The sequence below is a fragment of the Pseudomonas sp. FW305-E2 genome, assembly GCF_058782925.1.
Genome location: NZ_JBYSYE010000001.1, coordinates 159,190 through 183,485 on the forward strand (window position 1 = coordinate 159,190; position 24,296 = coordinate 183,485).

At 54.9% G+C, this 24,296-nt stretch carries 22 protein-coding genes; 9 read left to right on the forward strand and 13 right to left on the reverse strand.

What is annotated here, in order from left to right; genetic code table 11:
• The first annotated feature begins 242 nt into the window (after positions 1–242).
• The 5 genes from AC3WLP_RS00785 (at position 243) to AC3WLP_RS00805 (ending at position 5,765) form a co-directional block, all read left to right on the forward strand.
• Positions 243–1,706 carry an APC family permease gene (locus tag AC3WLP_RS00785; RefSeq protein ID WP_233687878.1) on the forward strand — a complete coding sequence of 488 codons (1,464 nt, stop codon included), beginning with the start codon at positions 243–245 and terminating at the stop codon, positions 1,704–1,706.
• Positions 1,707–1,773: 67 nt separating this feature from the next.
• On the forward strand, positions 1,774–3,207 hold the full coding sequence (locus tag AC3WLP_RS00790) for an aldehyde dehydrogenase family protein (RefSeq protein ID WP_088512375.1): 1,434 nt from the start codon (positions 1,774–1,776) through the stop codon (positions 3,205–3,207).
• Positions 3,208–3,329: 122 nt separating this feature from the next.
• A complete protein-coding gene (locus AC3WLP_RS00795; protein WP_088512376.1) occupies positions 3,330–4,118 on the forward strand; it encodes a FadR/GntR family transcriptional regulator in 789 nt (262 codons plus the stop codon).
• Positions 4,118–4,792: a cache domain-containing protein gene (locus tag AC3WLP_RS00800; RefSeq protein WP_178085885.1), complete on the forward strand. Its 675-nt coding sequence runs from the start codon at positions 4,118–4,120 to the stop codon at positions 4,790–4,792. The genes AC3WLP_RS00795 and AC3WLP_RS00800 overlap by 1 nt, the downstream gene beginning before the upstream one ends.
• A gap of 241 nt (positions 4,793–5,033) precedes the next feature.
• On the forward strand, positions 5,034–5,765 hold the full coding sequence (locus AC3WLP_RS00805; RefSeq protein ID WP_088512378.1) for a TorF family putative porin: 732 nt from the start codon (positions 5,034–5,036) through the stop codon (positions 5,763–5,765).
• A gap of 64 nt (positions 5,766–5,829) precedes the next feature.
• On the opposite strand, the gene AC3WLP_RS00810 is transcribed toward AC3WLP_RS00805, so the two are convergent.
• Positions 5,830–6,429 carry a dimethylsulfonioproprionate lyase family protein gene (locus tag AC3WLP_RS00810; protein WP_088512379.1) on the reverse strand — a complete coding sequence of 200 codons (600 nt, stop codon included), beginning with the start codon at positions 6,427–6,429 and terminating at the stop codon, positions 5,830–5,832.
• A 198-nt stretch (positions 6,430–6,627) separates the two neighbouring features.
• Between AC3WLP_RS00810 and AC3WLP_RS00815 the strand changes: the two genes are divergently transcribed.
• Positions 6,628–8,550, forward strand: a complete 1,923-nt coding sequence (locus AC3WLP_RS00815; RefSeq protein WP_088512380.1) for an ABC-F family ATP-binding cassette domain-containing protein — start codon at positions 6,628–6,630, stop codon at positions 8,548–8,550.
• 76 nt (positions 8,551–8,626) lie between these two features.
• Complete coding sequence (locus AC3WLP_RS00820; RefSeq protein WP_088512381.1) at positions 8,627–10,795, forward strand: methyl-accepting chemotaxis protein; 2,169 nt, start codon at positions 8,627–8,629, stop codon at positions 10,793–10,795.
• A 27-nt stretch (positions 10,796–10,822) separates the two neighbouring features.
• Here AC3WLP_RS00820 and AC3WLP_RS00825 read toward each other — a convergent pair whose 3' ends face one another.
• The 12 genes from AC3WLP_RS00825 to AC3WLP_RS00880 form a co-directional block, all read right to left on the reverse strand.
• A complete protein-coding gene (locus tag AC3WLP_RS00825; protein WP_088512382.1) occupies positions 10,823–12,160 on the reverse strand; it encodes an MFS transporter in 1,338 nt (445 codons plus the stop codon).
• Positions 12,161–12,172: 12 nt separating this feature from the next.
• Entirely contained in the window at positions 12,173–12,799 is a 627-nt protein-coding gene (locus tag AC3WLP_RS00830) for a TetR/AcrR family transcriptional regulator (protein WP_088512383.1), read from the reverse strand.
• 222 nt (positions 12,800–13,021) lie between these two features.
• On the reverse strand, positions 13,022–13,681 hold the full coding sequence (locus tag AC3WLP_RS00835; RefSeq protein ID WP_088512384.1) for an amino acid ABC transporter permease: 660 nt from the start codon (positions 13,679–13,681) through the stop codon (positions 13,022–13,024).
• On the reverse strand, positions 13,681–14,328 hold the full coding sequence (locus AC3WLP_RS00840) for an amino acid ABC transporter permease (RefSeq protein ID WP_088512385.1): 648 nt from the start codon (positions 14,326–14,328) through the stop codon (positions 13,681–13,683). The genes AC3WLP_RS00835 and AC3WLP_RS00840 overlap by 1 nt, the downstream gene beginning before the upstream one ends.
• Complete coding sequence (locus AC3WLP_RS00845; protein ID WP_088512386.1) at positions 14,328–15,122, reverse strand: amino acid ABC transporter ATP-binding protein; 795 nt, start codon at positions 15,120–15,122, stop codon at positions 14,328–14,330. The genes AC3WLP_RS00840 and AC3WLP_RS00845 overlap by 1 nt, the downstream gene beginning before the upstream one ends.
• Positions 15,123–15,277: 155 nt before the next feature.
• Positions 15,278–16,174, reverse strand: a complete 897-nt coding sequence (locus AC3WLP_RS00850; RefSeq protein ID WP_088512387.1) for a nitrilase-related carbon-nitrogen hydrolase — start codon at positions 16,172–16,174, stop codon at positions 15,278–15,280.
• Complete coding sequence (locus tag AC3WLP_RS00855; RefSeq protein ID WP_088512388.1) at positions 16,167–17,666, reverse strand: class I adenylate-forming enzyme family protein; 1,500 nt, start codon at positions 17,664–17,666, stop codon at positions 16,167–16,169. The genes AC3WLP_RS00850 and AC3WLP_RS00855 overlap by 8 nt, the downstream gene beginning before the upstream one ends.
• 45 nt (positions 17,667–17,711) lie before the next feature.
• Positions 17,712–18,194 (reverse strand): MaoC/PaaZ C-terminal domain-containing protein, encoded by a 483-nt coding sequence (locus tag AC3WLP_RS00860; RefSeq protein ID WP_042571930.1) that lies wholly within the window; start codon positions 18,192–18,194, stop codon positions 17,712–17,714.
• Positions 18,195–18,209: 15 nt separating this feature from the next.
• Positions 18,210–19,022: a polysaccharide deacetylase family protein gene (locus AC3WLP_RS00865; protein ID WP_088512389.1), complete on the reverse strand. Its 813-nt coding sequence runs from the start codon at positions 19,020–19,022 to the stop codon at positions 18,210–18,212.
• Positions 19,019–20,203 carry an acyl-CoA dehydrogenase family protein gene (locus AC3WLP_RS00870; RefSeq protein WP_088512390.1) on the reverse strand — a complete coding sequence of 395 codons (1,185 nt, stop codon included), beginning with the start codon at positions 20,201–20,203 and terminating at the stop codon, positions 19,019–19,021. The genes AC3WLP_RS00865 and AC3WLP_RS00870 overlap by 4 nt, the downstream gene beginning before the upstream one ends.
• The gene (locus tag AC3WLP_RS00875) at positions 20,200–20,988 is read right to left on the reverse strand and encodes an SDR family NAD(P)-dependent oxidoreductase (protein WP_088512391.1); all 789 of its coding nucleotides are present in this window, start codon (positions 20,986–20,988) and stop codon (positions 20,200–20,202) included. Before AC3WLP_RS00875 ends, AC3WLP_RS00870 begins: the two co-directional genes overlap by 4 nt.
• A 53-nt stretch (positions 20,989–21,041) precedes the next feature.
• Positions 21,042–21,830, reverse strand: coding sequence for an aspartate/glutamate racemase family protein (locus AC3WLP_RS00880; protein WP_088512392.1), 789 nt, complete (start codon positions 21,828–21,830; stop codon positions 21,042–21,044).
• Between the two features lie 351 nt (positions 21,831–22,181).
• On the opposite strand from AC3WLP_RS00880, the gene AC3WLP_RS00885 reads away from it, so the two are divergent.
• Both AC3WLP_RS00885 and AC3WLP_RS00890 read left to right on the forward strand, forming a co-directional pair.
• A complete protein-coding gene (locus AC3WLP_RS00885) occupies positions 22,182–22,580 on the forward strand; it encodes a RidA family protein (RefSeq protein WP_088512393.1) in 399 nt (132 codons plus the stop codon).
• Between the two features lie 17 nt (positions 22,581–22,597).
• On the forward strand, positions 22,598–24,178 hold the full coding sequence (locus tag AC3WLP_RS00890; RefSeq protein ID WP_088512394.1) for a phytoene desaturase family protein: 1,581 nt from the start codon (positions 22,598–22,600) through the stop codon (positions 24,176–24,178).
• Positions 24,179–24,296 lie beyond the last annotated feature (118 nt).

The following is a 24,296-nucleotide window of genomic DNA, read 5'->3' on the forward strand; positions in this document are numbered from 1 at the left end:
GTCAGGGATGTCCAACAGTGTGTTCGAACAATAAAAACAGGTTCCGCCGGCAGCTTGGCCTGGACGGCAGAGTCCCGCTCCTCTAATGATTTTCTTCCCCTACTGCCAGGGCGGCCCGTGCGGCTGATCTCACCCACGCAGACAAACGCTCGGACGGGCTAATACCAGTCCTGAGACGCCTGCATTCGCATCAAGCACCAACTCACCTTGGCGGCACCTCTGCATAGACGGGGATAGAATCTATGAGTTATTCGGAACCTGCAGGGCTCACAATGACGGCCCGACAACAGCACCAATCATCACAGCGTCTGCGTGGCAATCTCGGCACCTTCGACATCGTTTTCACTGTGCTGGCCTATAACGCTCCACTGACCATCATCATTGGTTTGATTCCAGTGATCATTGGCATGGGAAACGGCCTGGGCGCTCCTCTCACCTATCTGGCGGCAGGCGGATTGATGCTTCTTTTTGCCGTCGGCTTTACCACGATGGCTCGGCACGTTCCCAACGCTGGGGCGTACTACGCGTACATCACTGCCGGCCTGGGCCGCTCTTTGGGGCTGGGCAGTGCATTCATGGCCATCTTGGCCTACACGTTCATGTTGATCGGGGCGTATCTCTACGTGGGGGTGACCTTCTCGACGATTTCGCTGTCATGGCTCGGTCTGGAGAAGCTGCCCTGGTGGCAGTGGTCGCTAGGATTCGCGGCCATTGTCGCAGTGCTCGGCCACTTCCGAATTTCGCTTTCAGCAAAGCTGCTTTCCCTGGCACTCGTGTGCGAAGTCATCATCACCTTCGTCTGGGAAGCCGCTGTGTTTCAAGATGGGGGAGCTAACGGGCTGTCACTGTCGTGGATGACCCCTGAAGTCCTCACCTCCGGCTCGATTGGCCTGGCGGTTCTTTTCGGTGTCACGTGTTTCGCAGGTTTCGAAGCCACCGCTGTCTTCCGTGAGGAGGCGCGCGATCCGGAAATCACTGTCCCCCGGGCAACCTACATCTCGATTATTGCCATGTCGGTGATGTTCGCCTCGGCCACGCTTTGCTTTATCTGGGGATGGGGGCCGGACGTAGCTCTAGATAAGTCGATCAACGACCCTTCGAATGCCGGCATGGCTGTCATTGAGGCCTACCTGGGTAATGTGGGGGTCAGCATCGTCCACACCCTGGTATGCAGCAGCATTTTCGCGTGTGTACTTGCCATCCATAACATCCTGGCTCGGTACATCTACTCACTGAGTGTTGACGGCGTCTTGTTCAAAGCACTGAGCACGGTGCATCCCACTCATGAGTCGCCGTACCGCGCCTCTGGACTGGTCGCCGTCATTACTGTGGCCAGCCTGCTCGCCGCCATTTACTCAGCAGTGGAGCCCTACTCGGGATACGCCTCACTCATCGGCATCGCCGGTTACACGTTGCTGATCCTCCAGATCCTGACCACGGTGGCGGTCATCGTGTTCTTCATCAAAACGCCCAACAGCGTGAGTGCCATGAAGACGAAGCTAGCCCCTGCCCTCGCGCTCATCGGCCTGTCCGTGACCGCGTGGTTGGCAACCGAGAACATCGGGCTGCTTACAGGTAGCGAGAGTGTTGCCATGATCCTGCTCGCATTCCTTTTCGGCTCGCTGTTCTTCGGCTGCGTCTATGCCCTGTGGCTAAAACGCTCATCGCCTCTGGTTTACAGAGCGATCGGACGTCAAGAGATCTGACTCCTTACAACGGGTTGCTATCACTTGCGGCCCAACAACGCCACCTTAGGAATGGAAGTTAAGCGACATGCAGAAGTATTCGAAGTTCTTCATCGATGGACAGTGGGTAGCACCTGCATTGTCCACACCCTCGCTGCTTGCTGTGATTGATCCAGCGACCGAGGAAGCGTTTGCCGAAATCGCGATGGGTACAAAAGAAGACGTTGATCTCGCCGTCAAAGCAGCCTCGAAAGCGTTCGAAACCTTCTCGAAAAGCACGGTCGAAAATCGTATCTTCTTGCTGGACGCCATTCGACGTGGACTGGAGGAGCGACGTGAAGAGATTGCTCAGATCATCAGCCGCGAAATGGGCGCACCGATCACGTTCGCCCGAGAGGCACAAACCTTCACCTGTATCGCTCACGTCGAAGCGATGATCGACATCCTCCGGACTTACAAATTCGAAGAGTCGCTGGGTACCACACAAGTCCTCAAAGAGCCTATCGGGGTGGTGGGCCTGATCACGCCCTGGAACTGGCCACTCAACCAAGTCATCTGCAAAGTCATTCCAGCGATTGCCGCTGGTTGTACAGTCGTGCTCAAGCCGAGTGAGATTGCCCCACTCGACGCCATCATCTTCGCAGAAATTCTTGAGCAGGCTGGCGTACCCGCAGGTGTGTTCAACCTGGTGAACGGTGATGGGCCAACAGTGGGGGACGCGATCTCGCGGCACCCCGACATCCATATGGTTTCCTTCACTGGATCAACGCGAGCAGGCATTCAGGTGGCCAAGTCCGCTGCAGACACGGTCAAACGCGTTACCCAGGAACTGGGCGGCAAGTCTGCCAACATCATTTTGCGAGATGCCGATCTGGAGCAAGCAGTCGCGACTGGCGTAACGGTATGCCTCAGCAACAGCGGGCAGTCCTGTGATGCCCCTACTCACATGCTCGTTCCAGCAGAGCACTACGAGCAAGCACTGGAAATCGCGGCGAAAATCGCAAACGAAGCCGTGGTGGACAAGCCAAGCAACGCCTCAACGGAATATGGCCCACTCGCCAGCCGGATGCAGTTCGACAAGGTGCAAACCCTCATCGAGTCCGGCATTCAGGACGGCGCTCGCTTGGTCGCAGGCGGTCTGGGACGACCTGATCACTTGGCTGTAGGTTTCTACGCCAAGCCGACCATCTTCGCTGATGCACATGAGAACATGGCCATTGTGAAGGAGGAGATCTTCGGCCCTGTGCTTGTGATCTCCCCTTACGATACCGAAGAACAGGCAATCGACTATGCAAACTCCAGCCATTACGGCCTGGCCGCATACGTTCAGTCGGGTGACAAAGCGAAAGCAAACGCGGTTGCCAGGAAGCTCCGCGCCGGATCGGTCTTCGTCAATTACCCGCACTGGGATGTGATGGCCCCATTCGGCGGCTATAAGCATTCTGGAAATGGGCGAGAAGGTGGGCCACACGCCCTCACTGAATACCTGGAGATCAAAGCGATCGTTGGATACGGCGCTTAACCGCCACAACCCTAGCCGGCGCTCACTGCAAGGCCGGCCAGGGTTCCAAGCGCTAGCCTCGACCCGGAGCTTTAGTTAGGTAGAATAGGAAACCGGCTCGAATGCACTCCCATGAGGACTCAATGATCAGTGGTGTAAACCATCCCCAGCGCCTGACCATGTTTGCTTTGCGAGCAGAGCAAACATTTGGCGTTGACTCCGTGATAGCAAGATTGCGCACGGCCATCGATCTTGGGTTTCTTCAGCATGGCGAGATGCTGCCCAAAGAAGCGCTGCTTGCCAAAGAGCTTCACGTGACAGCGTTCACGTTAAGGGAGGCACTAGCTCAACTCCGAGCGGAGGGCATGGTAGATACAAAGCCTGGTCGAGGCGGAGGAACGTTTGTAAACCACGCCTCAAAGCTCGTGAGAGAGAAAGCCATGAGTCGGCTACAGGAGCTCTCGGCAGTAACACTGAGAGATTTGGCGGACTGGAAAGCCATGTTGCTTGGCGAGTCTGCAGAGCTTGCGGCTACTAGAGCTTCACCGGCCAATATTGCTCGGCTGGTTTTGTATAAAATCAGGATTGCTGAGGCCAAGGATGCGTTGACAGCCTGTCGTGCCCATGCGCGCTTTGACGTCGAGCTAGCGTCCGTTGCGCAATCAGTCCGGCTGAGCGCTGCGGCACTGCAGGTATACGAAGATTTTGGTTGGTTATTGGCCCTGGCCCATGAAGAACAAGAATATACCGACCTGTGCGCTGCCACCGTCGGTGAGATTCTTGAGAAAATCACTCTAGGTGAAGGCATCGAAGCCGGGAATGTGGCGCGGTCACGGACTCGTGTGTCTTTTGACAATCTTGTACGCTTAAGATTGAAACTGATTGCTCAGAGCTCAGAGTCTACTTTAGGCGAAAAGTTAGAGACCGCATAATGTTGCAGCCGTTGGTAGAATCAGCCAGTGCTGTTTTCGAGTCGACTTTCGTCGAGTTGGAAAAGCTTGCAAATCGCTTTGAGTTGCTGGTTTCGAATTCAAAGAAAACCAAGAAAGGCATTTCGGAATCTGGTTTGTCAAAAATCCGCCCAGACTTGGTTCGCTCCCTGACAAACCTGGGAAGCTACGCTTATGCCTTGGGCATAGTGCTGGATGAGGGCGTAATTGAAAACTCCCCCTTCTGGCTCAACTGGATCGAGATCGATGCAGACGGAATCATTCAAGATGATTCGAACATAAGATACCCATGGCGCGGCAATTTTTATGAGTACCCAAATGCTGACTGGATGGTAATCCCGAAGACGCAACGGCGCCCGGCAATTGTAGGGCCCTATGTTGACTTCGACAAACACATCATCACGTTAGCAACACCTATCATTGTCCAAGAGCAATTCTTGGGGGTGAGTGCCGCAGATATTCGACTCAGTGACTTTGAGCGAATCGTGGCCACGCCTCTGTCACGTATAACTCGGGAGTGCCTACTCTGCAATCACGAGGGGCGGGTTGTTGTGTCTAACACAGCGAGTGCTCCAGTCGGCTCTCTCAATCACACATATCTTGAATCAGGCCAACCTGTTTCATCCACCGGCTGGAGAGCAATACTTCTTGAGTAACGGGCTGATTCAGCCCTTTCAGATACACATCAATAGCCGGCTTTCAGCCAGAGACTGGGCAACTCAATTTCCATAAGAAACCATTAAAGGTTCTCTGAACGAGCACCACATGTTTGCTCGCCAAAAATACTGACTACCGAGTATGACCTTAACATACCCAGTGGTTTATTTTCAGTTAACAACCTAGCTGCGCAAACAACAATCCACCGAAATCTGCATACACGACAATAGGAAAAAAAACGTGAATAAAAGATTCAGCATCTTGGCAGCTTCGCTTATTGGTGCTTCATCGAGTCTCGCCAGTGCCGCCCAACTTAGCGATGATTTTTCGATTGCACTGACGGCTGGAGTGTTCAGCGACTACTGGTCACGAGGTATGTCGCAAACCAAGGGAGACCCTGCTTTACAAGCGTCAGCCACGCTAATCCACTCAAGCGGCCTGTACGCCGGCGTGTGGTCGTCCAACGTCGACTTCGGAAACGGCAGCAAGACACGCCAGGAAATAGATTACTACGCGGGATATTTCTGGCAGATCTCGGACGATGTCTCTCTTGACCTCGCCTACTACCAATACGAGTACCCAAAGCAATCTTTTTCCAACTACTCTGAATACTATGCCAAGCTGTCCGCATACGGCTTCAACATCGGTGGATATTACTCAGACGATCTCTTTGATGATCAAAGCTATCTCTACAGCTTTGCGGGCTATACAGCCAATCTTCCACACGAGATTAAGCTAGACCTCACTTATGGCAAGGTGGATTACAAAGATCCAGTTTTTGTCAATGGCAGTGGGCAGACCCGAGACAGCTACAATTTATGGCTGGCCAAAGTTAGCAAGCCGCTCTTTGGCTTCGTTTGGTCTGCAGCGTATGGCGATACAAATCTCTCGCGACAAGAGTGCATGAGCTTCAATGGTTACGACGACATTTGTTCAAGCACTGTTATTTTCGGCGTCGAGAAGTCGTTTTGAGGTAAGTGGGAGGGCAATTTTGCCCTCCCCTACACACGCGCCAAGACGCTCCACTCGCACACCTCTACAAATCGTGACCTAACGCCCAGAAAGCCAACAATGGCTTCGGCCCCGAGCGCATGGCATGGACAACCTCGGCCTCGGTGTAAAGCGAACCTCTGTATCCAGGCGCCGCCCAATCGCTTCCATCCTTGCGGAACTCACCTTCAGAGACGACCAAGTACATTTTGGCAGGTGCATGGCTGTGGTCTGGGTGACGAACGTCTGGGGCGAGCAAGCTCATCCCAATTCTCAACCTATCACTGCTCACCAGGCTGCCAGGGCCATAAAGGGTGGCGTTTGCGTGCCCAATCCAGAAGTTCGCTGATGCCGACTTTGGATGGGACGGTGAGTGGGTCTGGTACCAGTCCAGATCGCTCGCGATGAGTTTGCAGGCCTCAGAAATTCCCCAAAGGCCCAGTTCCCGCGATGCCGAGGTCAGGGCGGCACCGAGATGGGAGCATGCAGGCAAGGTTTGCCTGAGCCGCTGAACCTTCGAGGGGCTCGTTTGGTAACCAGTGAACGCCTGGGTCACCACCGCCAGAGCACGGTCATCACCTGCAGCATTTTCAAAAGCGAGATGGAGCGCTCGAATGAGCCTATGTGCATCACTGTCCCTTGTCATGTACCCAGCTCCTTTCAAGGCTTAGAGCTGCACGTGGCAATCACAGCGACGTCCGCCCCACACACGTCAGGCTCAAGTCATGAACCCATCATGCATATTTTAAAACCTAATGGTATCATTTTCTGACCCGTCGGTATTTTCGAGCAAACAACTCGACCGTAGCGCCCGTCGAACCTCACACCGCAGTCAGGCACTCAAATGATTTCTCTGAAGAAAATTGAACTGAGATTAGGCACAAAGGTGCTACTGCAGGACGCAACCACGACGATCAATGCGGGTGAGAAGGCCTCTCTGGTCGGGAGGAACGGAGCGGGCAAATCAACGCTGTTCGCCCTTATCTGCGGCATCCTTCAAGAAGAGGCTGGCGAGCTCGACCTCCCCCGTCAATGGCGTATTGCTCAGGTTGACCAGCACATGCCAGAGACGGCGGACGCCGCGACAGACTTCGTCCTACAGGGAGATGTCGTACTCATGCGCGTCAGGGAGGAGCTTGAGCGTGCGACCGCAAGCGACGATGGAATGGCAATCGCACAGGCCTACAGTGACTTGGCTGATGCCGGCGACCATGATGCAACAGCCCGAGCTCAATCCCTCATCCTCGGTCTTGGCTTCAAACCAAGCGACCTCGAAAAACCAGTGAATAGCTTTTCCGGTGGCTGGCGGATGAGGCTACAGCTGGCCCGGGCTCTCATGAGTCCATCCGATCTGCTGCTCCTGGACGAACCCACCAACCACCTGGATCTTGATGCCCTGGTTTGGCTTGAGGCTTGGTTGAAGAAGTATGAAGGCACGCTGCTGGTCATCAGCCACGATCGTGAATTCCTGGATGCCGTCACCGATGTCACCATTCACCTTGAGCATGCCCAACTCAACCGATATAGCGGTAACTACAGCGCATTCGAACTCCTGCGTGCTCAGAAGCTTGAACAGCAGCAAGCCGCCCACGAAAAGCAGCAGGAGAAGATGCAGCACCTGCAGAAGTACATTGATCGGTTCCGCTACAAGGCAACCAAAGCACGGCAAGCTCAGAGCCGTATCAAAGCGTTGGATCGCATCGAGAAGATCACTGCGGTAGTCGCCGACGCCGAATTTTCCTTCACCTTCAAAGAGCCCGACCATCTCCCAAACACCATGATCGCGATCGACGATGCCGATTTCGGTTATCGGACAGCAAATGGCGGCCCTGGCCATAAAGTCCTCACCCGCGTGCGCAAAGCCGTACTGGCTGGACAGAGGATTGGTGTGTTGGGTGCAAATGGCCAAGGCAAGTCGACTTTCATTAAATCCATCGCGCGTGACCTAGAACCACTTGCTGGATCTATCACCGAGGGAAAAGGGCTGACGGTTGGCTATTTTGCCCAACAGGAATTGGACGTCTTGGATCCTGAGCAGACCGCTCTCCACCATATGCTGGAGCTGGCACGCAAATCAGGACAAGCCGGCTATAGCGTCCGGGAGCAGGAGCTACGGAATTTCCTTGGCACATTCAACATCAACGGAAACATGGTCACTCAGACCGTTGGGACACTGAGTGGTGGCGAGAAAGCACGCCTGGTGCTTTGCATGATCGTCTGGCAGAAGCCAAACCTGTTGTTACTCGATGAGCCTACCAATCACCTGGATCTTGCCACTCGCGAAGCCCTCTCCCTCGCACTCAACCAATTCGAGGGAAGCGTGATGCTTGTAAGCCACGATCGGGCTCTGCTTCGCGCGGTCTGCGATGAATTCTGGCTAGTAGGTCAAGGAGATGTAACTCCCTTCGAGGGTGACCTCGAAGACTATCAACGCTACCTCATTGATGAGTCCAAACGGAACACTGAGGCTAGACGGGCTGAGCACTCCGTTGCCGAGACGCAAGGCCAACCGAAAAGCCAGCCTCACGGCGTAGGCTCGAAGCGCCTAAAAAGCATCGAACGTGAATTGGAAGAAATAGAGCAGATCCTGACACAAGCACAAAAGGATAAAGCTCTGGCTGAAGGTCGGCTGCGCCCCATGTTGCCCTATACAGAAGTCCAGACAATTGCCCTGGAGCTGGAGAGCATTGGCCAGCTCATTAGCAATCTTGAAGAGCAATGGTTAACCCTTCAAGACCAAGCTGAAGAGTTAAGCGCCACAGGTTAGTTCAACGTATACGAACAGGCCGAAGCACATAAATAAATTAGAAGTGCCCCATGCGTGCGAGGTTCGCCTAGCACGCATGATCGTTGCAACCATTAGAAGAATCACACTGCCGTTCCAGAACAACAAACACAGGGGCCAGAATCAGATGCTTCACAACCTTGCAATCAAAACAAAGATCACCCTAGCATCACTAACTATCATATTAGCAATAATCATCTTGATCACATCGATAGGGATATCAAGGAACTTTGAGAACAACGAACAGACTTACCGCAGCAGCAACCAAACAATCTCTCAGAATATTCAGCAAGTCTTAGATTCGAAATCAGCTGAACAGACAGAAAAAATTAGAGGCACTTTCAACAGCCAGATCAATCTCGTTGAGTTTCTGGCTCATCAGACGTCCTCCATGCACGCCCTCATCAGCATCGGAGCTGATGTAAGAAAAATCCGCATGGAACAGAACATTTTATTGAAAAAGCTGTTCGAAGCCCACCCCAGTATTTTGGGGCTTTGGATCATCATGTACCCGAACCAGCTGGGAGACGACAGCAGTTTCATTAATTCCATGGCTGCAGGCTCCAATGAGGCAGGCAGGTTTTCTAGCTATTGGGTGAGGCCTGATGGCCGATCAGTGAACATAGCCACTAAAGAAGAAAGCCTGAAGAACGCAACTGTCGGCGAGTCCGGCTTTCCTGCCAACTACTACATGTCCTGCCCACACAAAAACAAGAGTACCTGTGTCTTGGAGCCGTTCTATGGTTCGGATTCCGGCACCAATATTTTGATGACCAGTATTTCAACGCCGATCATGGCCGACGGAGAGGTCATTGGTGTAGCAGGCATTGATGTTTCGCTTTCGTCGCTGCAGACGATCGCCGAAGACGCGAAACGCCAGCTCTATGATGGAAAAGGTGACCTGCTCATCACTACCGGGCAGGGATTGATTGCTGCCAACAGCGCCGATGCTGCATCTATTGGCAAGAAAACTCAGTTGCTCGATGAGTCGACTTCCAACCTCCCCTCCTCTGCACAGCCCCACTCACTTAAGGTCATCAAAAATCTGGAGTTGAGCAGCTCCGCACCCTGGAAGATCAGTGTGGCGCTTCCCAATGAGGTAGCCAGCGCTGACTCACTAGCCCTGAAGAAAGCCCAGTCAGACCTGCAACAAGACTCCACCGTGTTTTCGACCATCATTGCCGTGATTGCTGCCCTGATCGGGGCCGTGGCCATGTGGTTCATAGCAGCTGGGCTGACTAAGCCCATGAGCGGCGTGGCGGCCATGCTGAAGGACATCGCTGAAGGCGAGGGAGACCTCACCAAGCGGCTGCATTACACCAGTAAAAACGAGCTCGGTGAATTGGTGCGCTGGTTCAACCTCTTCCTGGACAAGTTGCAGCCCACCATTCAGAAGATCCGATCAGCAACAGTCGAAACCCGCTCTACTGCAAGCCGGTCAAACCAGATAGCCAAAGAAACCAGCATCGGTATGCAGTCGCAGCTTCGAGAAATCGAGCAGGTCGCTACAGCCTCACACGAAATGAGTGCCACTGCGCATGAGGTAGCAGCAAGTGCAGCCAGGGCAGCAAACGCAGCCCAAGGTGCCGATGAGTCTGCAAAGAATGGTTTGCAAGCAATCGCACGAAGCACTGAGGACATCACCGCGCTGGTGGAGAACCTGTCTGCCGCGATGTCAGAAGCCCGGTCACTGTCAGACAACAGCGAAGAAATTGGAAGCGTGCTGGAAGTGATTCGGAGCATCGCTCAGCAAACCAACCTTCTCGCTCTCAATGCCGCGATCGAGGCCGCCCGTGCAGGCGAAAGCGGGAGAGGTTTCGCCGTCGTGGCGGATGAGGTGCGGAACCTGGCCATGCGCACACAGGAATCAATTGAACAGATTCGGGAGGTGATAGAGCGCCTGCAATCCGGTACCGAGGGCGTGGTCAACTCAATGCAGAGCAGCTACAGCAAGGCCGAGGTCAGCCATGAGACGATCCAAGCCACAGCCCGTTCGTTCAGAACCATTAGCGATGCTGTCTCTGTCATCAGCGAGATGAACCTCCAGATTGCCGCTGCCGCTGAGGAACAAAGCGCTGTCGCGGAGGATGTGAATCGCAACATCACGAACATCCGGCAGGTCACTGACGATCTGAGTGTCAGCGCCACTGAGACGGCGGCCATCAGCGACCACCTGAGCTCCCAGGCAGATCTTCAGTTCAGCCTGGCCGAGCAATTCAAATCCTGAAACCTCAAGGGCCCTCACGGGCCCTTTTTATGCTGTTTGCTCTCGCCTCAGAGAGTTCACCAAGCATGTCACTCCTACCGCCGTAATCACCAACAGGATCGTGAGCCAAAGCAAGGGGATCAACCCCGCTGAGCCCCCTGCGCCGTGTGCGGTGAAGAAAATCGCGATGCCGAGACAGATGCCGAACTGCCGACACGTATTGAAGATCCCGTTGGCCATCCCGACCACCTTTGAAGTCGCCAGAGTAAGCACGAGCCCCGTGACAATAGGAGTGATCAGCGCCAATCCAAACGACACTAATGCAAGGCCTGCCATGAGGAAGCCAAAGCCACTGCCGAGGTCGAACATCGCGAAGATCATCAGCCCCAAGGTGGTGATCAATCCGCCGGCACTCAGGAAGAGATTGAACCTGTGCGGTGATGCATACCTGCCTGCAATCATGTAGCCCACGACAAGTACGCCCGTGCCCGGCAACAACGCCAGGGCGGTGGAGATTGGGGTTACCCTGACATCACGTGCCAAGCTCAAGCTGAAGTAGAAGAGGACGCCATAGAAGCTGAAGTTGATTACTGCTCCAGCGAAATAGCAGGCCATTAGGGAAGGTTTGAAGACCAGTGGACGATGGAAAACCTTGACTGGGCCTCGGCTTTCTCTGATCACGATTATGAGAAAAGCCATTAAGACTGCGGCCCACAACCAGTATGAATGCGAACCTCGCTCGGTCAGCATTACAACGAAGCCGGCTGAAAAAGCGACACACAAGGAATGCGTTACAGAATCGAAGCAAGCAAAATCCCTACAAAGCTTGGCTGCTGGTAATGGGGCCAGCAGAATCAAGATGACGGCGGATAACACGACGTTCAAGTAGAATAGATTCGCCCAACCCAATTGGCTCAGCAAGAGCCCGGCGCACAATGGAGAGAGCGCCATCGCTATACTGCCGAATCCTCCCCACCATCCGATTGCCTTCATCTTTTCGCGTGGGCTTTCGAAAATGTAACTCAACAGCGCCAGTGATCCAGGAATCAACAAGGACGCCCCTACTCCCTGACCTGCGCGGGCCGCAAGAAGCAGCGTGAGGTCGTCAGATAGGGAAAACATGATGGAGCCAGCAGAATAAACCGCGACGCCCAGGACGAGCGCCCCCCTCGAGCCTATGAAATCGCAGAGTGCCCCCGCCAAGATCAAGCACGAGGCCAGCGCTACGTTGTACATGCTGACCAGGTGCCGGAGATCTGTACCCCTTAGAGCAAGGTCGCGCTCGATAGCGCCCAACGACACACTGATGAGCCCTGGATCCATGAGCACCAGACCATAGGCCAGCGAGCATGCAATGAGTGCTGAAACCTTCTGATCAGAGCGCATCGATCTTCCTTTTTACGCTGCGCCTGCCAGCCTAAGCGCCATGCTTTGCAAATCCTCTATCGAGTCTTGAAGCTTATCGCCGCTGATGGTTGAGTTATTTATCAGCTCATCGAGCATTGCCACGATAGCCTTTGCCGCAAAACGAGCATCTTGGACAGCAAAGATTTGCTTGGCTTGGCCTACCGCCAAGACTTCCCATAAGCGGGTCACTTTCTGATCCCGGAGCTCATTGAGCGTCGAGCGAACATCACCGCTCAAGAGATGACCCTCACGCCTGAACAGCATATGGTGCAGTCTGTACTGCAGCCCACACCGCACATACGACTCTACGTAACTTGAGATGGCCTTTGGCACGGACATATTCCTTGGGTTCGCAGCGCTGACCTCTTCGAGCAAGCTTGTGGCCGCGTCCATGAACAAGCCGACAAAAACCTGCTCTTTTCCCCCGCTAACCTTATGAATCGATCCCTGCCTGATATTGGCAAGATCTGCAATCTGGCGAAGGCTGACCGAGGCATATCCGAATTCCAAGAACAACGACAGTGCTGCTTGCGATACCTCACTCTTGCCGTCCGACTCACGTTCAGGTTCACCGCGATCTACCAAGTAGTGAAGGTATGCCTTCGGAAGATAATGCATCAGAAACCCCGTTCAAAAAAAACGGGCTGCCTACGCTAACAAACATTAGCGAAGGAGCCCAAAAACGAAGATAGAGACTAGCAGCGACAAGCAAAAGCCCAGTCTGTATGCTGGTACATAAGACAGGTGAAAAGCCGCAAACTAATACGCCAGCGCAGTGGTGACGCAAACTAACAATATCAATTAATATTTTTATTAGTCAACCTCGCCAACCACTATTTATCAGGCACTTTCGTACCGAGACAAATGTTTCTCATAACGTCCAACAAAAATAGTTGCCGGTATGCACACCGCCGCATACATCATCCCGGTCAACAGCAACACGGACATATATTCAAAGGTTGCAGAACCAATGTCATTCGCCACACCCACGAGCTCCGGTAGCGCGATGGTGAAGCAAAGCGAGGTGGTTTGCAGGATCACCAGGGAGAAGCCAAGCAAGGGCGGGAGCGCAATCCTCAACCCTTGAGGCAGGATGATGATCCGCAATGCGTCCCAGCTACTGAGCCCCAGCGTCCGAGCCGCCTCTCTTTGCCCCTGAGGCACCGCCCCAAGTCCCCCGCGAATAATTTCACTGGTGTACGAACCGGTACTCCAGGCCAAAGCCAGAATCGAGGCGGTGAATGACGACAAGGTGAGTCCAGTCGTTGGCAGTCCGAAGTAGAAGAACTGCAGCAGGATCAGCACCGGCCCACCTCGCCCCACCTCGATGAAGATGAGAGCGAGGGCACGGTTCACGCGTTTCTTCGACCCAACCCACAACGCAAACAGCAGTCCCAGGGGAATCCCGATCAGCAAGCTGACGGCGGTGACCTGCAGGCTCAGCCAGTAGCCATCCATCAGCTGAGGGAACCACTCAATCCAGCGGTCAATGATCTCCATTACCGTTCAACCTTTGCACGAAGGTGGATATCAAGCTGTCGCGACAACAGAGCCATAACAACACTGACAGCGAAGTACAGTAGGCCAGCGATGGCGTACACACTCAGGCCTCGGAACGTCTCCTGAGAGATATGGTTTGCCACCTGGGCCAGTTCAGAGACGCCAATCGTGGAAGCAATGGCGGTGTCTTTAAGCAAACCGATGCAATAGGTACTAGCCGCTGGAACCGAGATCCTGACTACCTGTGGAACAATCACGTGGACGTATTTCTGCCAGGTGCTCAAACCCAGCACCTTGGTCGCTTCGTACTGCCCTTTCGGCACTGCACTCAACGCTCCGCGATAGATCTCGGCCATGTTTGCAGAGGTGATCAGTGCCAGGCCGATGATTGCCGCCACGAAGGGGCTCAGCTGAATCACATACTGGCTGAACGCGAAGAAGATGAAGAACAGCCAGACAATGGGCGGAATCGAGCGCAAGGTCAGAATGAGCGCGATCGCGATATTCCGCAGGATCTTGTGTTTGGAAATCCTCATGGCACAGATCGGGATCCCGATGATTGCTCCACCGATGAACGACCCGAATGTGAGAGCGATCGTCCAAGGTAAGGCGGCCAGCATCGCCGCCAGAATTTGGCTCGTCTCCATCACCGATCCCTCACAGCGGTCAGGAACTGTTGCACCCGTGGATGCTGAGGATTACGCATGACATCGGCGCTACGCCCCTGCTCGATGATGCCGCCATCAGCCATCACCACCACGCGATCAGAGACGTTCTCGGCAAAACGCATTTCATGCGTCACGACGATCATCGTCATACCCTCGTTAGCCAGCTCACGCATTACCGCAAGCACCTCCAGGCCTACTTCCGGGTCGAGTGCTGAAGTAGGCTCGTCGAAGAGCATGACTTCAGGATCCAGGGCCAAGGCACGCGAGATCGCGATACGCTGCTGTTGGCCACCGGAGCACCGCGATGGATACATATTCGCTTTGGAGGCCAGGCCTACACGAGTTAGCAGCTGCATGGAGCGCTCGTCAGCCTCCTTGGCACTGCGCTTCAGCACTCGGCGCTGGGCCAGACTCACGTTCTCCAGAACGGTGAGGTGAGGAAATAGATTGAAAGACTGGAAGACCATGCCGAGCTTGCGATTCAGGAATGCCAGTTGCTGCTTCGTAGCCCCTTTGCTCGCATCGATCGTCTGCCCACCGATGCAGATGGTGCCTTCGGTTGGAGGCTCAAGCTGATTGATGCATCGCAGGAATGTACTTTTACCGGAACCGCTTGGGCCGATGATGGCAACCACTTCACCCGAAGCCATTGAGAAATCGACATTGTTTAATACACGAACGGAACCAAAGGATTTACCGAGACCTTCAACAGTCAGGATTGGCGAGACGTTTTCTCGACGGCCCACATCTTTTATCTGCGCGACTTTAGTCATTTTGTTCTCTATCTTATTAACTGAATCTAAACGCCTGGCCGCTAGGCCAGCACACATCACGGCAGCACTGTAAAAGTAAAATCCCTATTCGATATTATAGCGCAGCTACTATCGTATCTTTGATGCGGGGCATACCTGCTCCGCGCTACCAAAAGTTATTCAGCAGCCAACTTCTTATAAAATTCAGGCCTGCGGTCTTTCAGGTGTCGAACCTCTCCACGCTCCCGGGATAGCCGCAGGGTGGCGAGATTGAGGTCTGCATGGATCAGCCCCTCCTCACCCTCGCTGAAATCGGAGACCGCGTAGGTGCCATCCACAACATTCATTCGGTTGTCGATCGGACACGCGATGAATGCTTCACCCGTACCGCTAACCGGGTAGTCGTTTGGAATGCCCAGGTTGCCTACGAGTGGCGACACGCAAACGAAAATCTGGTTTTCCAGGGCCCTGGCGTGTGCGCTGTACCAGCTACGCCATGCTCCGCGCTTTTCCGTCAGGGTCGGCACGAACAGGACTTCGATTCCTTCGGCCACCAATGCCTGGGTGAGCTCTGGGTACTGGACGTCGTAGCAGACGAACAGGCCGCACTTGACGCCATCGATCTCGAACGCCGACAGAGTTTCTCCGCCCGAGCTCTTGATGGCCCGCTCACCACGGGTCAAGTGGATTTTGTCCTGACGCAACTGGGAGCCATCCGGGCTGAAAACGAAGGCACTGTTGAGGCCCTTACCGTCTTCTTCATGCCAGAAGGTACCGCCTACCAGATAGATGTCGTGTTTCTTCGCCAGGCCAGCCAACAGGCTTTGGAAGTCCGGAAGCATCGGGCTGAACACTTCGCGGTAGAAATCCGACACCTTCGCATTGTCGATCTCAGCAGCGCTGGAATGAGTCCACAGCAAGCCCATTGCCAGGAACTCAGGCAACACCAGCACGCGGCTGCCTGCCGCCTTGGCGTCCACGACAAAGCGCTCAACGTGCTCAGCGAATTGAGCAAACTGCTGGTAGTGCTGAATGCGGAATACCGAAACAGATACTTTCAAGTTCTCAGACATTTGCTTTCTCCTTCCACATCTTCAGCAGCACTTTCTTGTCAATTTTCCCGGTATTCCCAAGGGGCATTTCTGCAAGCGCGATGAATTCGCTCGGTACTTTGAATTCAGCCAGCATCAGACGGCAGTAGTCAGCCAGGTCTTCTGGCTTGGGTTGAGCACCTTGCGCCGGCACAAAGTAGGCAACCGGCAGCTCACCAAACTTCTGGTCAGGAACGCCGATGACAGAAGCCTGTACGACTTGAGGGTGAGACAGCAGCGCCTCCTCCACCTCAGCCGGGGCGATGTTGGCTCCGCCTTTGATGATGATGTCCTTGATCCGACCAGTCAGGTAATAGAAACCTTGAGCATCGACATGACCAAGGTCGCCGGTGCGGAAGAATCCATCGACAAAGGCTGCAGCGCTAACCTCAGGCGCTTTGTAGTAACCCGAGGTGGTAGCTGGAGCACGCACCAGAATTTCGCCTGTCACGCCTGGCCCAACCTCATGGCCATCACCGTCGACAATCTTGATCACAACGCAAGGGCTTGCTTTGCCAATCGCACCTGCAGGTACTGCAGTGCTATCCCCGGCAAATTTGCCAAAGACCGGACGCACCTCAGTGAGAGCGTAATAATCCTGGATCTCGACGCCGAATTTGCTCTTGAAACGGGTGCGGAGGTCGCTTGCCAGTGGAGCGCCCGCAGAGATGACAGCACGCATGGAGGACAAGTCGAAGTCCAAGCCGTTCTGCTCTGCGTACTCCAGCATCATGGAGAACATGGTAGGCACACCCTGGAATACGGTGACACCATGTTCAACAAAGGCCTCCAGGGCCTCACGCGGGTGGAATCGACGCTGGATGATGGTCTCGCACCCGGCCTGCAGTGCCATGGAGGCAGCGGTCGAGAGCCCGTAGAGGAAGCCCAGCGGCAGCGCGACCAGGAGCTTGTCACTTGGCGTGACATCCCACATATCGATGAGGGAAGCGTTGCCTGCCACCTCAGCCGGCTGGCTGTAGAGCACCGCTTTAGGTACTCCAGTGGAGCCCGAGGTGTAGATGATCAAGAAGTCGTTCTTGATCGCCTCAGCCTGCTCGACCTCTTCAGTGCCGGCCAGGGTATTGCTGAAAAATTCACTGACTTCAACCAGGCTGCATGCTGTATCACCGACCGCCGCAACGGCGTTCTCATGCAGCTTCTTGTCGGTGAACAAGAATTTTACATCTGCGTGGCCCAGGATATAGCTGACTTCAGCTGCACTGAGCACCGCATTGATCGGAACGAATGTCCCGCCCATCTTCGACATGGCGTAGTACAACACCATGATCTCAATATTGTTCTCGCAGTAAACCGCGATGGTGGTATCTGCGCTGACGCCTGCTTTTTTCAACAGGACAACAGCTCGATCAATTTCGCGCGCCAACGCACTATAACTGAGCACTTTGTTATCAAACCGCAAAGCAACACTATCGCTTCGCTCAGTAGCGTGCTCTTCGACAAAACCTACGATCATCTTGCAAAACCTCAAAAATAGTACGTTAGCGGGCGGGCAAATCAATTACTCAGGCTTGCAGTGCATCATGACCTTCCACTCGCCTTCTTGAACCGACTCGCCGCGCTGGTTCACCAGAGCCACCTGGAAGTTGACGATACCCACGCCTGGCTTCTTGGTCTCACGCTTGGAGCCGACCTTCTGGTTGACATGGATAGTGTCGCCGATCTTGATCGGGCCACGCAGATCCCAAGTCATGCCAAGGAATGCAATTGCAGTGCCTTCCTTGATGCCCAGGCGGCTTTCCAGACCGGTTGCGATTGCGAAACCAGCTGGGCCATGGAGGATACGACCGCCGAATACGGTGTTCTTGGCGAACTCCTCGTCAGTGTGCACCGGGTTATGGTCACCGGTGAGTGCTGCAAACATCACGATGTCTGCTTCGGTGATAGTGCGACGTGGGGAGTTCCACTCTTGACCTTCATACAGCTCATCGAAGTAGAGAGCGTTTTGGCCGATACCAGCTTCTTGTTTAACAGCAGCAGTCATGATTATCTCCAGCCTTTATTTATTAATCAGGGGTACAGCGTTGATCATGGTCGAGAACACAACATCATCGAAGCTCTGCATGTACTCGATCAATTCTTCCAACATCTTGATACGTGGGCCGCGTCCAATAATTTCCGGATGGCAAGTCAGAGTGAACACACCGTTTTGAGCGCGTGCGGCATCAAACTCGGCAGCCCAATACTTGTAAACATCCGAAGGCAGGCGATTGCCGGTGTTCATCGGTTTCACCATGAACTGGAAGTACGGATAGTCATCAAGCTCCCAAGCAACAGGGAACTCGACCACCGAACTTTCGGGGCCTTTTGTGAAACCTTCTTCGGTAAGGACATCACCAGTACGCGCATAGAACAGTGCAAAGTCGTTCGACATCATGCTGCTGTCGTAGCGAAGCTCGAACTCTTCCAGCAAAGGGATGGTGTTCGGGCTCAAGTCCCAAGCCGGCGAACGGTAACCCTGGGGCCGCACGCCTGTGACGTCCTGCAGAACCTTGATGCTCTTGGCCAGCAGCTCACGCTCCTCGGCCAGTTCCAGGTTCACAGGAGACTCATGCAAGAATCCGTGGCACGCGACCTCGTGACCGTCCGTTACGACCTGCTTCACCAGGTCTGGATAGGAGGTCGCCGTGTGCGCTGGCACGAAGAAGGTGGCTGGCACCCCACGACGTTTCAGAACATCCAGGAGCCTCGGCATACCCACGTTAGCGCCGTACTCACCCCGCGAAAGCGGAGTGGGCGAAACCTGGTTGAAGGTGCTGAGCCAGATGGCCACACCATCGAAGTCGAAAGTCAAGCAGACGGTCGTGGTCATGCTGGCAGCCCCAGGGCGTCCACTTCGCTACCGTCGATGATGCGACGAGCGATGACGATCTTCTGAATATCGTTGGTGCCTTCACCCACGATGTAGAGAGGCGCTTCGCGGTACAGGCGCTCTACCGGAAACTCGTTGATGTAGCCGTAGCCGCCGTGGATACGCAGCGCGTCTTCACAGATTTCCTTGGCCGATTCGCTAGCGAGGAGCTTGGCCATACCAGACAGCATGTCTGCGCGATGACCCGCTTCCTTCGCACGAGCCGCTTCTGCGGTCATCAGGCGAGCAGCGACCAGCTTGGTGGCCATGTCGGCCATACGCAGCTGAACGGCCTGGTGCTTGTCGATGGTCACGCCGAAGGAGCTACGCTCGCTTGCATAGCGCTTGGCTTCTGCAAGGGCATTCGCGGCCAAGCCAACAGCACTAGCAGCGATAGCGATACGACCGACTTCGAGCGAGTCCAGCAGGTGGCGCATGCCCAGACCAGTTTTGCCACCGACGACAGCAGTCGCAGGCACTTTGACCTTGGAAAGCAGGATCTCGACAGTGTCGACTTGGGTGTAGGCCATCTTGTGGAATTCGCTTTCCACAGTGACGCCTGGGAAAGTTTTTTCGACCAGGAACAGACTCAGACGTGGACGACCAGTTTCGGCATCGACGCTAGTACGAGCCAACGTCAGCAGCAGCGTGGCACGCTCACCATTGGTTACGAAGATCTTGGTGCCGTTGATCACGAAGTCCGATTCGTCAGACGACGCAACGGTGGTGATCGACTGCAGGTCAGAGCCAGCTGCTGGCTCGGTCAGGCAGAGTGCGCCACGGTGCTCACCGGTCGCCATCAAAGGCAGGTATTGACGCTTTTGCTCTTCGGTACCGTGCTTGCTGATCGCATACGCCACGGTGCAGTGGCTGTTGATGAAGGCAGCCAAGGTTGTCCAGCCGGCGGCAATGGTTTCCATCACGGCAGCGAACACCGGCAAACGCAATTGGTATCCGCCGTACTCTTCCGGGATGGCCAGACCGAACAGGCCCATTTCCTTCATCGCAGCGAGCATCTCTGCCGGGAACGTCTTGCTCAGTTCAAGCTGCTGGACGTTGGGCCGCACTTCTTTGGCGATGTACTTACGAACGGTTTCGAGAATCTCTTTCTCGACGTCGTTGAAGTCGTTGAATTGGCTCATGCAGTCCACCCTCCGTCCGCAGCAATAGCTTGGCCAGTGATGTAGCTCGCCTCTTCAGTGGCCAGGAAATAAATGAGGTTCGCGATCTCCTGCGCAGTACCTTTGCGCTGAGCTGGGATGATTCGGGTGATCCATTCAGGATTCGCACCGACACCACGGTTCATGAACTCTGCAGCAGAGCTAACGATCGCAGCCGAGTTGCCGCGAACATCAGTGTCGATCGCACCAGGGCAGACTGCGTTGACGGTGATGTTGTGCTTCGCATGCGTCTTGCTGATTTGACGGGTCAGGCCAACCACACCAAATTTCGAAGCGGTGTAGGAAGCGCCGTCGGCACCACCGATCAGGCCACCAATGGACGAGGTGTTGATGATCCGACCATAGTTCTGCTTGACCATGTGCTTGATCGCGGCCTGGCAGCCGAAGAAGGTGCCTTTGAGGTTGATATCAACCATGTGATCCCACAGGTTCTCGGTGGTCTCCTCGATATCAGCCATACCGTCGAAGACGCCGGCATTGTTGACCAGAATGTCGACGCGGCCATATTGGTCGACAGCGCCCTGCACCAGCGCTTCCACTTCTGCCTGGTTGCGTACATCTACCTTGACGAACCGAACTTCAGCGCCGGTTTCTGCCAGCTCACGAGCAACGGCCTCACCGCGCTCAGCGAGAATCCCGCCAATGACAGTTTTCACGCCTGCAGCTGCGAACGTCTTGGAAAGCGCTAAGCCGATACCGGACTCACCGCCGGTGATGACCGCTACGCGGCCTTTGAGGTCAAACATGGTTATCTCCACATCACGGGGCCGGGTCGAAGGACGCAGCCCCTCAAACAGACTTATTTAGTGAAGCGCTGACGACGTCCGAAACGCTCACGAACCTCAGCAAATTCTTCTGGACGTTTCTGGGTCATTTGCTCGTAGTACCCGATGCGGCTGATGCCGTATGCGCCCATCTGCTTCAGAAGACCCAGCGACTCCGCCATCTTCAGTGCGAAGGTGTTGGGATTGAGGATAGTGGGGTCGCGGTACTGGCCGTTGCTGAGCAGCCATTTCTCTGTTGCTGCAGAAATGATGGTGCAGGACAGAATGACGGCTTCTACGCCGCCGACCTCGCGGGCCTTTTCAGACGCCGAAAGCGCATCACGTGCGACGCCTTCCAGGTCTTTGATCATGTCGGTGATGTGCCAGTCGATGTAACGCACGTCGCGGCACTGCTGCTCAGCCCCATACAGACGTACCAGGTCTTTCATGTACGCGGCAGATTTGCGGTGGTCGGTGACCAGCAGGTAGTCGTAGCCGAAATAGCTGACGTGCTGCATCGCGGCTTCAAGCGGGCCGATGACTGGAATGTCAACCAACTCACGGGCCGCACGAACGCCTGGATCATTGCAGCAACCAATGATCACGGCATCGAAGCCATCTTTCTCAGCCTGGATCACGCACTCGAAAAGCTCCTCTTCGACCAGGTGCTTTGGGTACCACCAGTCGCAGTTTTCAGGAACGTTTTCGGTATTGGTGACCACCAGCTCGTTCCCCTGGTTGAGGTACGGCGTCAGGGTTTCAGAGATCAAACCGTTGTAGGCCGGCGTACCGAAGGGGTTGATGAAATTGACACGAACACCCATGAGAAAAGCTCCGCGATTGTTATGTGCCCCGCTTCGAACGGAGCTTTCGGAAAAACCAACCGGTCGTATTAAAAATTAGACCGTTGAGTCAGTATGATTGAATCTTGCGTCGTGTCAATAGGTCGCAGCGGTGTTGGTACGCCGTCAATCAGACGCTTTGAGGTACGCCCCAGGCCGCACCAGATAGCGGCATAGCGCTCCATGAAGGTGCGACGGAATCTGCTCACGCGCCCCTTGCACGCTGAAGGTCTGTTGTATAGATTATACCCGCTGGTCAGTTTTTTAGTATGGCGAGAACAATCAGAGGTGACTCACACCTCCAACTCCAAGAAACGATGTGAGGAGCAACGGATGATCAAGGCAGTAAACGTGGGCGCGGGCTTCCCTGGCGTATCCACTGCCACCCTTTCGGGGGAAGGCGAGATTCTTTTCTTGAGCGGCCATTGCCCAACGGATAGCAATGGCGACGTGGTCAAGGGTGATTTCGAAGCTCAGGTTCGAGCAGTATTTGAAAATTTGAAGGCCACTCTGGCCGAGGCCGGGGTAGGCTTCGAAGCAGTCGCCAAGCTCACCACCTACGTCGCGCACTTCGAGCCGTCGATGCTCCCTATCTTCAAGAAGGTGCGAAACTCATATGTGAACGAGGCGTGCCCGCCAGCGAGCGCCTTGGTCACCGTACCGATGCTCTACGACCCAGCCGTACTGATCGAAATCGATGGCTTCGCAGTAGTACCACGTCAACCGAAGTAAATAAGCGAGTTGCCAGAATGTCTCAATTCGATGCTGTAATTGTCGGCGCCGGCCACAACGGCCTGGTATGCGCTGCGTACCTGGCCAAGGCTGGGAAAAAGGTCTGCGTGGTCGAAAGGCGTAACATCGTAGGCGGAGCAGCTCTCACCGAGGAGCTTTGGCCCGGTTTCCACCTTTCGGTTGCATCCTATTGGATGTCGTTGATGCAGCCCAAGATCATGCTTGACCTTGACCTGCTCAAATATGGCGTCGAAGTGATTCCGACCCCGCCGGGCATCCATCCATTCCAAGATGGCTCGGTCGTCACTCACTGGTCGGACGTCGACCGCATGTGTGCTGAGATCCGCCGGTACTCCGAGAAAGATGCGGATGCCTACCCGGGCTATGTCGAGCACATGAAGAAACTCGTGGGCCACCTTCGCAAGCTGCTGTTCGAAGTACCGGTCGACATCTCGACCGGTAAGGTGAAAGATCTCACCAAGTCAGCTGCCCTTCTGTGGCGCATGAAATCGGCAGGCCCAATGTTCTACGACATTTGGGATTTGCTGACGCTGAGCTGCCACGACTTCCTGCGCCGCTGGTTCGAGAGCCCTCAGGTGCTCACCATGTTCGGCTGCTACACCTCCGGCAGCGGTGGCAACATTGGCCCTATGGTTCCTGGAACCGCGTATGTGCTCGCGCGCCCATACTTGCGAGACGGCACCACTAAAGCCGGCCCAGGAGGCCTGGTTAAAGGGGGTATGGGCGCCCTGGCGAACGCCATCAAGCAATCGTGCTTGGATCAAGGTGTCACCATCCGCTGCAGCGCTCCCGTGAAAGAGATCGTTGTCAAAGACAAACGGGCAGTTGGGGTGCGCCTGGAAAGTGGTGAGATCATCCACGCCAAGTCTGTCGTCAGCAACGCGAACGCGAAGACCTTGTTCTTGCGACTGCTTAAACCTCAGGATCTGCCGCCGGCAGTCATTGATGCCGTGAAGCGCATTCGCACCAAGGCGAGCACCTTCAAGATCAACATGGCACTGTCCGGTCTGCCCAAATGGCAAGGCCTGAAGGCTTCGGACAATCAGACTCCTGGCTCGATCACGATCGCCGAGAACCTGGAAGAGCTGCAGACCGCGTATGAATCGGCTCAGCACGGTGAGATGGCGAAGCATCCCTATATGTGGATTCTGACCCCAAGCGTGTTCGATCCGACTGCAGCCCCTGAAGGCAAACACACGCTGAGCCTGCTGGGCGGTCACGTGCCTTACGCCCTTCGGGATGGCCGGCCATGGGACGAGACCACGAAGGAGGAGCTCTTCAACATCGTGGTCAATCAGATCGAGCGCTACGCACCTGGTTTCCGTGAGCTGGTACTGCATAAACAGGTGTTGGTACCGTCTGACCTCGAGGCGATGTTCGACCTCCCAGACGGCCATGTTCACCACGGTGAACTGAGCATCGACCAGATCTTCTTCCGTCGCCCTATTGCCCACTACGCCGACTATCGGTCGCCGATCGCCGGTCTGTATCAGTGCGGTGCATCGACTCACCCTGGCGGTGGTGTAACGGGTGTTCCTGGCCACAATGCTGCCCAGGTCATCCTCAGCGAAATCTAGTTCTTGTTGTGTCAGCTTCCCCCTCTGCTCGTCAGAGGGGGCCTTTTTCTTCCCCCGTCCCCCTCCCCGCTCAACCTCTACCTCCTCCCTCTCTCTCGGTTTCTCTGGCCACTTACAT